The organism is Ruegeria sp. CDSB013 (assembly GCF_059611165.1).
In genome coordinates this window covers 130,804-145,383 of record NZ_JBXWPA010000003.1, presented here as the reverse complement: position 1 = coordinate 145,383, position 14,580 = coordinate 130,804, and the positions used below count along the sequence as shown (strand labels likewise).

Annotated in this window: 12 protein-coding genes; 9 read left to right on the top strand and 3 right to left on the bottom strand. The window is 58.3% G+C overall.

The window, feature by feature from the left end; all coding sequences use genetic code 11:
• The first annotated feature begins 56 nt into the window (after positions 1-56).
• The 5 genes from AC2FJF_RS06890 to AC2FJF_RS06870 all read left to right on the top strand — a co-directional run bounded on the left by AC2FJF_RS06890 (position 57) and on the right by AC2FJF_RS06870 (position 5,948).
• Positions 57-971, top strand: a complete 915-nt coding sequence (locus AC2FJF_RS06890; RefSeq protein ID WP_170558883.1) for a carbohydrate ABC transporter permease — start codon at positions 57-59, stop codon at positions 969-971.
• Positions 972-981: 10 nt separating this feature from the next.
• The gene (locus AC2FJF_RS06885; protein WP_058275926.1) at positions 982-1,821 is read left to right on the top strand and encodes a carbohydrate ABC transporter permease; all 840 of its coding nucleotides are present in this window, start codon (positions 982-984) and stop codon (positions 1,819-1,821) included.
• A complete protein-coding gene (locus AC2FJF_RS06880) occupies positions 1,818-2,852 on the top strand; it encodes a Gfo/Idh/MocA family protein (protein ID WP_496724124.1) in 1,035 nt (344 codons plus the stop codon). Before AC2FJF_RS06885 ends, AC2FJF_RS06880 begins: the two co-directional genes overlap by 4 nt.
• A complete protein-coding gene (locus tag AC2FJF_RS06875; RefSeq protein WP_496724122.1) occupies positions 2,849-3,844 on the top strand; it encodes an ABC transporter ATP-binding protein in 996 nt (331 codons plus the stop codon). Before AC2FJF_RS06880 ends, AC2FJF_RS06875 begins: the two co-directional genes overlap by 4 nt.
• 214 nt (positions 3,845-4,058) lie before the next feature.
• Positions 4,059-5,948, top strand: a complete 1,890-nt coding sequence (locus tag AC2FJF_RS06870) for a PhoX family protein (RefSeq protein WP_496724120.1) — start codon at positions 4,059-4,061, stop codon at positions 5,946-5,948.
• A gap of 52 nt (positions 5,949-6,000) precedes the next feature.
• Here the strand turns inward: AC2FJF_RS06870 and AC2FJF_RS06865 are convergent, their stop codons facing one another.
• Positions 6,001-6,567, bottom strand: coding sequence for a tetratricopeptide repeat protein (locus tag AC2FJF_RS06865; protein WP_496724118.1), 567 nt, complete (start codon positions 6,565-6,567; stop codon positions 6,001-6,003).
• A gap of 30 nt (positions 6,568-6,597) precedes the next feature.
• Entirely contained in the window at positions 6,598-7,086 is a 489-nt protein-coding gene (locus AC2FJF_RS06860; RefSeq protein WP_496724116.1) for an Lrp/AsnC family transcriptional regulator, read from the bottom strand.
• Positions 7,087-7,188: 102 nt separating this feature from the next.
• Here AC2FJF_RS06860 and putA point away from each other — a divergent pair, with 102 nt between their 5' ends.
• Positions 7,189-10,590, top strand: coding sequence for a bifunctional proline dehydrogenase/L-glutamate gamma-semialdehyde dehydrogenase PutA (gene putA / locus AC2FJF_RS06855; RefSeq protein ID WP_496724114.1), 3,402 nt, complete (start codon positions 7,189-7,191; stop codon positions 10,588-10,590).
• Positions 10,591-10,632: 42 nt separating this feature from the next.
• Positions 10,633-11,376 carry a rhomboid family intramembrane serine protease gene (locus AC2FJF_RS06850; protein ID WP_496724112.1) on the top strand — a complete coding sequence of 248 codons (744 nt, stop codon included), beginning with the start codon at positions 10,633-10,635 and terminating at the stop codon, positions 11,374-11,376.
• Between the two features lie 8 nt (positions 11,377-11,384).
• On the opposite strand, the gene AC2FJF_RS06845 is transcribed toward AC2FJF_RS06850, so the two are convergent.
• On the bottom strand, positions 11,385-12,206 hold the full coding sequence (locus tag AC2FJF_RS06845) for an IclR family transcriptional regulator (RefSeq protein ID WP_496724110.1): 822 nt from the start codon (positions 12,204-12,206) through the stop codon (positions 11,385-11,387).
• Positions 12,207-12,396: 190 nt separating this feature from the next.
• On the opposite strand from AC2FJF_RS06845, the gene bhcA reads away from it, so the two are divergent.
• Positions 12,397-13,587 (top strand): L-aspartate--glyoxylate aminotransferase BhcA, encoded by a 1,191-nt coding sequence (gene bhcA / locus AC2FJF_RS06840; protein ID WP_496724108.1) that lies wholly within the window; start codon positions 12,397-12,399, stop codon positions 13,585-13,587.
• A gap of 11 nt (positions 13,588-13,598) precedes the next feature.
• Positions 13,599-14,570 (top strand): beta-hydroxyaspartate dehydratase BhcB, encoded by a 972-nt coding sequence (bhcB, locus tag AC2FJF_RS06835; protein ID WP_108859333.1) that lies wholly within the window; start codon positions 13,599-13,601, stop codon positions 14,568-14,570.
• Positions 14,571-14,580 lie beyond the last annotated feature (10 nt).

Below are 14,580 nucleotides of genomic sequence, written 5' to 3'. Positions count from 1 at the left end.
TACCCGGGCGGCGGTAATCGCCCGGGTATCCCCGACACCCCATTGAAAGCAGTCCCATGAACCGCCCCCGCTTCCGCTGGCATATCCTTGTGTTTCTTGCACCGGCCGTTCTTGTCTACACGGCGGTCATGATCTTCCCGCTGTTCAACACATTGCGACTGGCGCTTTACTCCGAAGTCGATCAGAGCCGCGTCTTCGTTGGATTGCAGAACTTTCAAACCCTATTCTTTGATCCGATCTGGTCGGAACAGTTTTGGAATGCATTAGGCAACAACTTCTGGTTCTTCCTGATCCACATGCTGGTTCAAAACCCAATTGGGATTGCTCTGGCCGCCTTACTCAGCCACCCGCGCCTGCGATTTGCCGCGCTGTACCGGTCGGCAATCTTCATTCCCACGATCCTGAGCTTTGTGATTGTCGGGTTTGCCTGGAAACTGATCCTCTCACCGATCTGGGGCATCGCGCCATCGATGCTGGATGCCGTCGGGCTCAAGTCGCTGTTTGCGCCCTGGTTGGGAAAAGAAGAATACGCGCTGACCACGCTGGCCTTGATCTCGGTTTGGCAGTTCGTCGGCATCCCGATGATGCTGATCTATGCTGCGCTACTGACCATCCCGGAAGAAATCCTTGAGGCGGGCGAGATCGATGGGATCACCGGAACTTCGGCTTTCTGGAAGATCAAACTACCGCTGATCCTGCCCTCGATCGGCATCATCTCGATCCTGACTTTCGTGGGGAATTTCAACGCATTCGACCTGATCTATGCATCACAAGGCGCGCTGGCGGGGCCTGATTTCTCGACCGATATCCTTGGTACGTTTATGTACCGCACATTCTTCGGCTTCCAGTTGCAACTAGGCGACCCACATATGGGGTCGGCAATCGCCGGGGCAATGTTTGCCATCATCCTTGTGGGCGTTTGCATTTATCTTTTCGGCATCCAGACCCGGATGCGCCGGTATCAACTCTGAGGGCATCACGATGAACAAAGCACGTCATAACCCCCTCAACATGGTCGCGATGCACGGCGCGCTGATCCTGTACACTCTGATCGCCCTGTTTCCGGTCTTTGTGATCCTGATCAACAGCTTCAAATCCCGTCGGGCGATCTTTCGCGAGCCATTGGCCCTGCCCAACGCAGATAGTTTTTCGATGATCGGCTATGAGACGGTGATGAAGCAGGGGGATTTCTTCCTCTATTTCCAGAACTCGATGATTGTCACCGTGGCATCGCTGTCCTTCATCCTGTTGTTCGGCGCGATGGCCGCCTATGCGTTGTCGGAATACCAGTTCAAGGGCAACCTGATCATGGGGCTGTATCTGGCGCTGGGGATCATGATCCCAATCCGCATCGGCACCGTGGCAATCCTTGAGATGATGGTGGCGACCGGGCTGGTGAACTCGCTCTGGGCGCTGATCCTTGTATACACGGCCCAGGGATTACCATTGGCCGTATTCATCCTGTCCGAATTCATGCGACAAGTCAGCGATGACCTGAAGAATGCCGGGCGTATCGACGGACTATCTGAATACACGATATTCTTCCGCCTTGTTCTGCCTCTGGTCAGGCCCGCGATGGCGACCGTGGCCGTGTTCAACATGATCCCGATCTGGAACGACCTTTGGTTCCCGCTGATCCTCGCTCCGGCTGAAGAGACCAAGACATTAACGCTGGGCAGCCAAGTGTTCATCGGACAGTTCGTGACGGACTGGAACGCGGTCCTTTCGGCCCTGTCGATGGCAATCCTGCCGGTGCTTGTCCTGTATGTCATCTTCTCGCGCCAGCTGATCCGCGGCATCACATCCGGAGCAGTTAAATGACCCGCGTACTGATTGCAGGCCTTGGTAATATGGGTTTGAGCCACGCGCTGGCGCACCATCACCATCCCGACGCGCAGATCGTTGGTTTGGTGAACCGGTCCGGCCGTGTGGATCACCCGGATCTCATCGATTACCCGGCTTATTCCGATTTCGACTTGGCACTGGCCGAAACCAAACCCGATCTGGTCGTGGTCGCCACTTACTCTGATAGCCACGCGGATTTCGCCTGCGCGGCGATGGAGGCTGGCGCACATGTGTTTGTTGAAAAACCGCTGGCCACTAATGTCGCCGACGCCCGGCGTGTGGTCGAAACAGCAACCCGGCTGAATCGTAAGCTGGTGGTTGGATATATCCTGCGCCATCACCCCTCTTGGATGCGGCTGATCGATGAGGCGCGCAATCTTGGCGGGCCCTATGTGTTCCGGTTGAACCTGAACCAGCAGTCGTCGGGCGCGGAATGGGAAACGCATAAGGCACTGATGCAGACCACTTCGCCCATTGTCGATTGCGGCGTGCACTATGTCGACGTGATGTGCCAGATCACTGACGCGCAGCCCGTCCGGGTGCATGGTATGGGCCTGCGCCTGTCGGATGAAATCGCACCGGACATGTACAATTACGGCCAGTTTCAGGTGGTCTTCGACGACAGCTCTGTCGGCTGGTACGAGGCCGGATGGGGCCCGATGATGTCGGAAACCGCGTTCTTCGTGAAAGATATCGTGTCGCCCAACGGGTCGGTCTCAATCACCGATGGCAACAAGGGTGCGTCTGCCGACATCGACGGCCATACCAAAGTCGGCGGCCTGCTGGTCCATACACCGCAAGGCGACCACACGATCGAGATGCCGGACGAACCCGGCCATCAAGACCTTTGTGATGCTGAGCAGGCTTATATGCTGCGCGCCATCGCCGAAGATATCGACCTGACCCGTCATATGAATGACGCCGTCCAATCGCTCGCCATTTGTCTGGCTGCGGATAAAAGTATCCGAACCGGCCAGCCCGTTTCCCTTGAGGAGCCCGCATCATGACCGCCCTGACGCTGAACAATGTGAACAAGTCCTTTGGCAACGTGCATGTCCTGAAAGACATCACCCTGGAGGTCGAAGAAGGCGAATTCGTCGTCTTTGTCGGCCCGTCGGGCTGTGGCAAGTCCACCCTGTTGCGCGTGATTGCGGGGCTAGAGGATGCATCGTCAGGTGAGATCAACATTGGCGGGCAGCAGGTCAATCTGGTGCCGCCATCCAAGCGCGGGATCGCGATGGTGTTCCAAAGCTATGCGCTCTACCCTCACCTCAGCGTTCGGGGCAATATGACCCTTGCACTGAAGCAGGAAAAGCAGCCCAAATCGGAAATCGAAGGCCGTGTCGCCAAAGCCAGCCGGATGCTGAACCTTGAACCCTATTTGGACCGTTACCCGTCCGAGTTGTCAGGTGGCCAGCGTCAGCGCGTCGCCATCGGGCGCGCCATTGTGCGTGAACCTAAACTGTTCCTGTTTGATGAGCCGCTGTCCAATCTGGACGCCGCCCTGCGAATGAACACTCGGATCGAGATCGCCAATCTGCACCGTGCTTTGGATGCATCGATGATCTACGTCACCCATGATCAAACCGAAGCGATGACGCTGGCCGACAAGATCGTTGTTTTGCGCGATGGTCGGGTCGAGCAGATCGGTAGCCCGATGGAACTGTACAACAACCCCGCAAATCAATTCGTCGCCGGATTCCTGGGCTCACCTTCCATGAACTTCCTGCCTGAAGCGTTAGTTCAAGAAAGCGGTCAGAACACGATCGGAATTCGCCCCGAGGACCTGTTCCTGTCAGATGACGGCCCGCTTGCCGCTCGTGTCAGCCATGTGGAAAAGTTGGGCGGGGACACCAATGTGATAGCCAAAGTTCAGGACCACGACGTCACAGCCCGTTTGTTTGGCCAACATACCATCACCGAAGGCCAAGAGTTGCGATTCGGATATGCATCCGAGAAGGCCTATCGCTTTGACGAAGCAGGGCAGCGGCTAGCTTAATCCGACATATCGCTGGCATCACGCAACCTGATCGTCACGAGTGCATTTTACCAATATAGCAAGCGCGGCTGGCAGAAAGCATCGATATGCTTTCGCCAGCCGATTGCTTTTTCTTGAGGGCCAAATGAAGTCATTAATAATGTTGTTAAGAACATGTCACAAAGTCGCCCTACATGCCTTTCATCGACTACTCTAAGACAGCCAGGAGCCATTCATGAAAGACGTTGATACCACCACCCTGTCCGCCGACGATTGGGACGAGCTGCATTTCCCCCGCCCCGAGGAAAACGATTTTGATCACGTCGTCGAAAACGCCATCTCGCGCCGTGGGTTTCTGGCTGGCGTAGTGGCCTTTGGCTCGGGTGCCGCCGCAATGGGCACGGGCCTGCTGGGCTCAACTGCCGCACACGCTGTTACGGCCTCGCGCTTTGCCTTCACGCCGATCGCTGCCCAGACTGACGGCACCGTTCACGTGCCGGAAGGCTATGAGTGGAAGGTTATGACCCGCTGGGGCGACCCGCTGTTTTCCGATGCCGACGGCTATGACATCACTGATGGTGGCCCGATTGAGAAATCGGATCGCATCTTCGGCGAAAACACCGACGGGATGGAGACCTTCTCGTTCCAGGGTCACGAGCTGATCGCGATCAACCACGAATATCCGAACCGCAAGATCAACATGCCCGCCGCGCAGGAAGGTGTTCCGGCCAGCGCCGAGGACGTTTTGAAACTGCAGAACATTCAGGGCGTGACCGTGATGGAAATCACCGAAAGCCCCGATGGCTGGTCAGTTGTCAAAGACAGCCCATTCAACCGCCGTATCCACCACAATACGCCAATGAAGATCGTAGGCCCCGCCGCTGGTCACGACCTGCTGAAAACTGAAGCTGATCCGACCGGAACTACGTCGCTAGGTACGATGAACAACTGTGGTGCGGGTAAAACTCCGTGGGGTACCTACCTGACCTGCGAAGAAAACTTTAACGGCTACTTTGGGTCCAGCGATGAAAACGCCAGCTACGACCAGACGGTCACGGACGGCTTCAAACGCTATGGCATCAAGGCCGAAAGCTGGAACGGGTACGAACTGTTCGATCCGCGTTTCGATACATCAAAAAACCCGAACGAGCCGCACCGTGCGGGCTGGATCGTTGAAATCGACCCAACCAACCCGGACAGCACGCCGGTCAAGCACACCGGTCTGGGCCGTTTCAAGCACGAGAATGCCGAGGTCACTCTGGCCGCAGATGGTCGTGTTGTTGTCTACATGGGCGACGATGAGCGGGGCGAGTACCTGTACAAGTTTGTGTCGAACGGCACCTACCAACCGGGAGGTGAAACCGAGGGCCTGCTGAACGACGGCACGCTCTACGTCGCCAAGTTCAACGACGACATGAAGGGCGAATGGCTGGCTCTGACACCGGAAACCACCGGGATGGACGAAGCCGATATCGCAGTCTTTACCCGTATGGCCGCGTCCAAGGCCGGCGGCACGACCATGGACCGCCCTGAATGGGTCGCATCCAGCCCTGTTGCGGTAGAAGCGTATTGCTGTCTGACCAACAACAAGAACCGCGGCGTGAAGGCTAACGCCGGTGGAGATGACACCTCGGTCAACGCCCCCAACCCGCGCGAGGCCAACAAGTACGGTCAGATCGTGCGCTGGCGCCCCGCAAATGACGACCACGCCGCCGAAGGGTTCGATTGGGACCTGTACGTCATGGCGGGCAATCCGACGGTTCACTCGGACGATCGCGCCGGTTCGGCAAACGTGAATGAAGGCAACCTGTTCAACTCGCCCGATGGCATGGTGATAGACTCGACCGGGTTGATCTGGATCCAGACGGACGGCAATGACGACAATGAAGGAGACTTCGCAGGCAACGGCAACAACCAGATGCTGGTTGGGGACCCGATCACCGGCGAGATCGCGCGTTTCATGACCGGCCCGAACGGCTGTGAGGTCACCGGTCTGGCCTGGTCCAGCGATCTGCGCACCATGTTCGTTGGCATTCAGCACCCCGGCAGCAACTGGCCGGACGGCGGAACACCACGCTCGTCGGTTATCGCGATCAAGCGCACCGATAACGGTCTGGTCGGATAATCCCCACAAAGCCTAAACGCCCCCGACCTTGCGGTTTCGGGGGCGTTTTGTTTCAAATGTCCTCACCCGGTATGGCAAGTGGCCCACCCGGTGCCATGAGATGGCGCTCTGAAAGCCACGGGTTCAGCTCCAACGCCTGAGACAACGCTTCTCGCGCCTCGTCCATGCGCTGTAGTCCCATCAGGGTCAGCGCACGGCCACTGATCGCGGCGACGTGGTTGGGAGACAGCTCGATTGCCTTGTCCAAGTCAGGCAGCGCGGATTGAAAATCCTGACGCAGGTAGTGGGCGAATGCGCGTTGGTTGTACCCTTCGGCGTAGGACGGGCAGTACGCGACAAGCTTGTCAAAATCTTCAATCGCGCCCAGCAGGTCCCACGCATTTCGACGTGTCATGCCACGGTCCAGAACGGCCTGAGCACTTTCGTCCGGGGCATCGGTCCAGAACTCCCATAACTGACCGGACAGTGCACGAGCGGACTGTTCGGTTTCAGCGCTCTGTATCTGTTCCAGAACCGCCGATACATCCGCGGAATGGTCTGGCGCGACAGGGCAGTCCTGAGCATTAGCCACAAAAACGGTCGCAGCATAGAAAATTGAGGCGTAAGCAATGCGTTTCATACGCCAATGGTGACGCGCGCAGGGCGTTCGTCAACCCATCGTGTCCAAGGCTCCAGACATCCCGGTCTCTTTCACAGCCTCCATCGCGACAAAGGTCGAGGTACTGGCGACATGTGGCAATGAGGAGATCTTTTCAGCCAGAACCGCGCGGTATTCCGACATCGACCCGGTGCGAATTTTCAGAAGATAGTCAAAATTCGACGCAATCATATGGGCTTGTTCGATCTCAGGCACTTTACGAACGGCCGCGTTGAAATCGGCTAAAGCTCTCTCGCGCGTGTCAGTCAATCGGACTTCGACAAAGGCTACGTGGTCCAAACCAAGGCGAATGGGGTCCAGCAAGGCACGGTACCCGGTAATGATGCCATCAGCCTCAAGTCTCTTCACACGTGCTTGAGTTGGGGATTTCGAAAGCCCGATACGCCGCGCGAGATCGGCGATGGGGATCCGGCCGTCCTCGGCCAGAATCGCCAGAATTGATCTGTCGAACCTATCCAGCCCCGGAAAGTCTTTTTGCATCGCTCAAACCCCTGAAATCAGGCCAATCGCCTAGCCGTAGATAAAACTAAGGCAATCGTCCCGGAAAATCGACACTATATTACTCAAAAGACCGGAGGACACATGTCACACAGCCTGCGCGCACGCATTGATGCCAAAACCTATGCCGATCCGTCGGAAATTCTTGACGCGTTGATCGCAAATGCTGATCTGAGCGAAGCCGACCGCACCGCGATCTGCGCGGCTGCGGCGCAATTGGTGCGTGACATCCGATCCAGCACCTCACCCGGTATGATGGAAGTGTTCCTGGCCGAATACGGCCTGTCCACCGACGAAGGCATCGCGCTGATGTGTCTGGCCGAGGCGCTGCTGCGCGTACCCGATGCCGACACCATCGACGCGCTGATCGAGGACAAGATCGCCCCATCGGATTGGGGCAAGCATCTGGGTCGGTCTTCTTCGTCGCTGGTCAACGCGTCCACGTGGGCCCTGATGTTGACGGGCAAGGTTCTGGACGAAGACAGGACCTCTCCGGTCGGTGTCTTGCGCGGTGCGATAAAACGTCTGGGCGAACCCGTGATCCGCACGGCAGTCGGGCGCGCAATGAAGGAAATGGGCCGCCAGTTTGTGCTGGGCGAGACGATCAAATCCGCCATGGATCGCGCCAGCGGTATGGAGGCAAAAGGCTACACCTATTCCTACGACATGCTGGGCGAAGCGGCACGAACCGAGGCCGATGCCGCCCGCTATCACCTGTCCTACTCACGGGCGATTGCTGCAATCGCCGAAGCCTGTATTCACGACGATATCCGGGCCAATCCGGGGATGTCTGTTAAGCTGTCGGCGCTCCATCCACGCTACGAGTTGGCGCAAGAAGCAGAAGTCATGGAAGAACTGGTGCCCCGTTTGCGGGCTTTGGCCCTTTTGGCTAAGGCGGCAGGCATGGGCCTGAATGTGGACGCCGAAGAAGCAGACCGCCTTTCCTTGTCTCTGCAGGTGATCGAGGCGGTGATGGCCGAACCGGCCCTGGATCGTTGGGACGGCCTGGGTATCGTCGTTCAGGCTTATGGCCCGCGCGCCGGGATCGTGCTGGACACACTGTATGACATGGCCGGGCGTCACGAACGAAAGCTGATGGTTCGTTTGGTCAAAGGGGCCTACTGGGATACCGAGGTCAAAAGAGCTCAGGTTGAAGGCATCGATGGCTTTCCCGTGTTCACCCGCAAGGCGGCCACGGACATTTCTTACATCTCGAATGCGCGCAAACTGCTGGGTATGACCGATCGAATTTACCCGCAATTTGCCACCCACAACGCCCATACGGTCAGTGCGATCCTTCACATGGCCGATGACCAGCCATTCGAGTTCCAGCGCCTGCATGGAATGGGCGAAACCCTGCACCAGCTTGTCAAAGACCAAAACAACACACGGTGCCGGATCTATGCGCCGGTCGGGGCGCATCGGGACCTGCTGGCCTATCTGGTGCGGCGTCTGCTGGAGAACGGTGCAAACTCGTCATTCGTTAACCAAATCGTGGACGAGAACGTTCCGCCGGAAGAGGTCGCCGCTGATCCGTTCCTGACCATTGTGGATCAGGCACGACCGCTGCCAACCGGACCGAACCTGTTCCAACCGGAACGCGTCAATTCGAAGGGTTTCGACCTTCACCACACCCCGACATTGGACAAGATCGACGCCGCGCGGGATGCTTTCCGGGCGCACCATTGGTATGCCCAGCCGCTGTTGTCCGGCGATGCAAGCCCGGAACAGGACCAACCGGTAACCAATCCGGCCCAACCACAGGATCGCCCCGGAGCAATCGCTCCCGCCAGCGTCGAGGATGTCGAGCTTGCCCTGAATTCCGCGGCACCGTGGCAGGCACCACCAGAAGAACGGTCGCGTATCTTGAATACTGCTGCCGATCTATATGAGGCTCATTTTGGCGAGCTTTTCGCCTTGCTCGCGCGCGAGGCAGGTAAGTCCCTGCCCGATGCCGTTGCCGAACTGCGTGAGGCGGTCGATTTTCTGCGCTACTACGCTGCGAACATTCCCGATGCGGAACCGGCTGGTATTTTCACCTGCATCAGCCCGTGGAACTTCCCGCTCGCTATCTTCACAGGCCAGATTTCAGCAGCCTTGGCCACAGGCAACGCAGTTCTGGCCAAGCCCGCACCGCAAACGCCACTGATCTCGCATCGGGCCGTTCAATTGCTGCACGAGGCCGGAGTTCCCCGCGACGTGCTGCAATTATTGCCCGGCGGCCCGTCCGTTGGTGCGGCGTTGACCTCTGATCCGCGTGTATCCGGCGTGGCGTTTACCGGATCGACGGCGACCGCGTTGAAAATACGCGCAGCCATGGCCGACAACCTGCGCCCCGGTACGCCTCTGATCGCCGAGACCGGCGGGTTGAACGCGATGATCGTGGACAGTACCGCCCTACCTGAACAGGCCGTTCAGTCCATCATCGAAAGCGCGTTTCAATCTGCCGGGCAGCGGTGTTCTGCCTTGCGGTGTCTCTATGTCCAGGAAGATATCGCCGACGATTTGCTGACAATGCTAACCGGTGCAATGCAGGTTCTACAGGTCGGAGATCCATGGTTGATCTCAACCGATTGCGGACCGGTTATTGACGAGACGGCGCGCCAGGGCATTGCAGATCACGTTGCCAATGCCCGCGCCGCAGGCCGCGTTTTAAAGGACACGCCGATACCGGTGGAAGGGACATTCATCGCCCCAACACTTATTGAGATACCCGGCATTTCCGCACTGAAGCGTGAGATTTTTGGCCCTGTCCTGCATGTCGTTCGCTTCAAGGCATCTAAGATTGATCAGGTGATCGCCGACATTAACGCAACCGGGTACGGACTGACATTTGGTTTGCACACACGCATTGACGACCGGGTGCAACACATCACCGAAGCGGTGCATGCGGGCAATATCTACGTCAACCGCAACCAAATCGGCGCCATTGTGGGGTCTCAGCCATTTGGCGGTGAGGGGCTTTCGGGCACAGGCCCCAAGGCGGGTGGGCCGAACTACATGACGCGGTTCTGCGCCCCGGACCGGCAGCAGTCCGACGAACAATGGGAACACCCAATGAGCGAGCTTCCCGATGTTCAGGGTACGCCCGCGTCGGTGCAGACCCAATCCCTGCCCGGCCCGACAGGCGAATCCAACCGGTTGAGCGAATTCGCACGCCCGCCATTGCTGTGCATGGGACCCGGAACCGAGGCCGCGCGCGCGCAAGCCGACGCCGTTCAGGCGCTGGGTGGTACGGCCATTCAGGCCATCGGTTCGTTAGACTTGCATCGGCTGGAGAACGTGACCGGGATATCGGGCGTTCTTTGGTGGGGCGATGACGACACAGCGCGTGAGATCGAACGTCACCTCGCCCGTCGGGACGGCCCGATCCTGCCGCTGATCCCCGGCCTTCCGGACCGCGCACGCGTTCTGGCCGAGCGTCACCTGTGCGTTGATACAACAGCCGCGGGCGGCAATGCCGCATTGCTTGGGGGTGCGGCGTAAGCATGCCTTGACGCTGGGCCGGGAAAAGCCCAGCGTCGCCTCATGTTTCCAATCCGCGACCATAACCCTTCGGGGCGAACACCCTATGTCGTCTATCTGCTGATGGCGGCCAATATCCTGATATTTCTCAGCTATGTGGGCATCATGAACGATGCTCGGCTGATCAATCAGCTGTACTACGACTATGCGATTATCCCGGCGCGGATCACTGACGGTTTTGCGTTTGAGACACTGGTGACCTCGATGTTCCTGCACGGAGGTTGGATGCATCTGGCCGGAAACATGCTGTTCCTGTGGATTTTCGGCGACAACCTCGAAGATGAAATGGGCCACCTGCCCTTTCTGTTGTTCTATACTGCAGCCGGGATCGGCGCGGGTCTGATCCATGTCTTCACGGCCCCGGGCTCGGTCGTGCCGACCATTGGGGCATCCGGTGCGATTGCGGGGGTTATGGGCGGTTACCTGCTGCTGTTCCCCAAGGCCCGCGTGGATATCCTGCTGATCCTCATTGTCTATTTCCGCATATTCACGATACCTGCCTTTGTCATGCTGGGGGTCTGGTTGGCTATGCAGTTCTTTGGCAGTCTGGCCAGCAACCCGGATGAAGGCGGGGTGGCCTATTGGGCGCATACGGGTGGGTTTTTCGTGGGTCTGATTTTGTGCATCCCAATCTGGCTGCGGCGCGGTGGCACTGATTTTTGGGGCCGCACGCACGGCCATCCGCCGCATCCTGAACACAAGTACAAGCTAACTCAGTCCCGTATTCCCCACGTACCACGCAAGTAGCAGGGACATCAGGGTTTCGGTATCTGGCCGCCGCTTAGGTGGGTGATTTCCCGCGCTGCGGCCAGAACCAATTCACCCAGTGCATGCGCACGATCCGCTCCGAACCGAGCGGTCGGACCCGATACCGAGATCCCTGCGCATGGCTCCCCCCGGTCATTGAAAATCGCCGAGCCGATACAGGACATGCCCTGATATCTTTCTTCTCGGTCATGCGACCAGCCGCGTGCGCGGGTATTGGCAAGATCCTGTTGTAGTCCGTCGCCCGGTATCTGCGTGTTCGCGGTGAATTCCACCGGATCAATCGCCGCTAGCGTTTTGGCCAACCCCATTTCGGTCATTGCTGCAAGGATCGCCTTGCCGGTGCCCGAGGCATACATCGGCGTTCGCGCCCCGGGCGGGAAAAAGGCGCGGATGGGATTCGGAGTTTCGACCTGACCGACAAAGACCACCTCGGACCCATCCGGCACCGCCAGGTTGGCGGTCTCACCGCTGTCCTGCATAAGACGTCTCAGAATTGGCCGCCCGATTTCAAGCACACTGTTGCGGCGCAGGAACGAGGCGCCGGTCCGGTACGCCTCGATCCCGATCATCCATTCCTGACGTTCGTCGTCAAAGGCCACAAAGCCGTGTTTCTGCAAGGTCACCAGAATGCGGTGCGTCGTGGCCGTCGGCACATCGATCTCGCGTGCCAGATCGCTGAGCGCTGCGCGTTCCAACCGAGCCACCGTGGTCAAAACGCCCAGCGCCCGATCCAGCGATTGCATGGTCCCGGCCGAGCTTTCCTTGAACAGGGATTTGGGCCTGCCACGCGGTCTTTTCTGATTGTCCATCGCCCTACTCCATTGCTCTACGCCAGATTATTTCTAAATCGTTCATTTTTGAGATCCAAAAATGAAAAACGAAAAACTGCATAAATACAGCGCGTTAAATATTTAATCGCAAAAATGAAAATATTTTTCAAGAAAATTGCACATCGTGAGGTTTTCCCGGACACTTACATCCAAAGCGGAGGAATAACAGATGTCCAACCAAAACCCGGTTTTCATACCCGGCCCAACCAACATCCCAGACCGGTTGCGTCTTGCCATGCAGGTTCAAACGCAGGATCACCGCGCACCGGATTTTGTCGAAACCTTTGCACCCGTTCTTGAGGACACGAAAAAGGTGTTCGGTACTACGACCGGCCAGATCGTGACCTTCCCAGCCAGCGGCACCGGTGGATGGGAAGCGGCCGTTACCAACACACTCAGCCCCGGCGACAAGGTTCTGGTCGCGCGCTACGGCGTGTTCAGCCATCGCTGGATAGACCTGTGCGAGCGTCACGGGCTGGACGTTCAGATCGTCGAATGTCCTTGGGGCACCGGCGCACCCGCTGATCAGTTTCAGGCCGCTTTGGCCGATGACAGCGCGCATGAAATCCGCGCTGTTCTGGTGACCCACAACGAAACAGCCACCGGGGTGCGTTCGGACATCGCAGCGGTTCGCCAAGCGATGGATTCGGAAAACCATCCCGCGATGCTGTTTGTCGACTGCGTCAGCTCTCTGGCTTCGATGCCGTTCGACTTTGACGCTTGGGGCGTCGATATCGCCGTGTCGGGGTCGCAAAAGGGATTCATGCTGGCGACCGGCATGGCAATTCTGTGCGTCAGCCCCAAGGCACAGGACGCGATGAAAAGCGCCAAGCTGCCGCGCACTTTCTTTGACTTCGACGATATGATGGCAGCCAATGCATCGGGCGGGTTTCCCTATACGCCGCCGCTGCAATTGATCTACGGCATGCGCGAAAGCCTCAAGATGCTGTTTGAAGAAGGGCTTGAGAATGTTTATGCCCGGCATTTCCGACTGGCCGAAGGTGTGCGCCGCGCCGTCGACGCCTGGGGGCTGAAACTTGTCGCGCAATCGCCCGATCTGTATTCTGACACTGTCAGCGCGATCTACGTGCCAGACGGGTATGATAGCAACACACTCACTGACCACGCGTTCAACGCTTATGGCGTGTCCTTTGGTATTGGACTGGGTCAACTGAATGGTAAGGCGTTCCGCATCGGCCATCTGGGCAGCCTGACGGATGTGATGGTTCTGTCCGGCCTCAGCACAATCGAGATGGCGATGGCCGATCTGAACTATCCGATCACTTTGGGCAGCGGGGTCGCGGCGGCGCAGGATTATTATCGCACCGGCCCATCTGACCGCGCCCAGGCCGCAGCCTGAGGAGGATGGCAATGCTGGATCACATCCCCGCAGCGGACCTGACGATCGACGATATGCGCGCTGCGCATGAACGGATCAAACCCTTCATCCGGCGCACCCCGATCATGGTGTCGGACTACTTGAACGATCTGACCGGAGCGCAGCTGTTCTTCAAATGCGAGAACTTCCAAGAGGCCGGCGCGTTCAAAGTACGCGGTGCGAGCAACGCCGTGTTTGGCCTGAGTGATGATATGGCGACCAAGGGTGTTTGCACACACTCCAGTGGCAACCACGCTTTGTCCCTGTCTTATGCCGCCGGACGGCGGGGTATTCCCTGTAACGTGGTGATGCCGCGTACCGCGCCGCAAGCCAAGAAAGACGCCGTGCGCCGTTATGGCGGGACGATCACGGAGTGCGAGCCGTCAACCTCATCCCGCGAGGCGACCTTTGCCGAAGTTCAGGCCAGAACGGGCGGAGAGTTCGTGCACCCTTATAACGACCCGCGGGTCATTGCGGGTCAGGCCACTTGCTCGGCCGAAATGTTGGAACAGACAGACGGAGTGGATGCGGTCATCGCCCCGATCGGAGGCGGGGGCATGGTCTCGGGCACGTGCCTGACGGTTTCGAACCTGGCACCTGACACCGCAATCTATGCCGCCGAGCCAGAACAGGCGGACGACGCATACCGGTCCTTCAAAGCAGGTCACATCATCGCCGATGATGCGCCAAAAACCATCGCCGACGGGCTACTCGTGCCGCTGAAAGAGAACACGTGGCACTTCGTGTCCCGAAATGTGACCGACATTTTCACCGCCTCTGACGACGAGATCATCGAAGCGATGAAGCTGACGTGGAAATACCTGCGCGTCGTGATGGAGCCGTCATCGGCCGTGCCTCTGGCAACCATACTCAAGAACCCGGACGTATTCCGCGGCAAGCGCGTCGGTGTGATCATCACCGGCGGCAACGTGGATCTGGACAAACTGCCCTGGCTGAAAGGGTAAGGAGGAACGA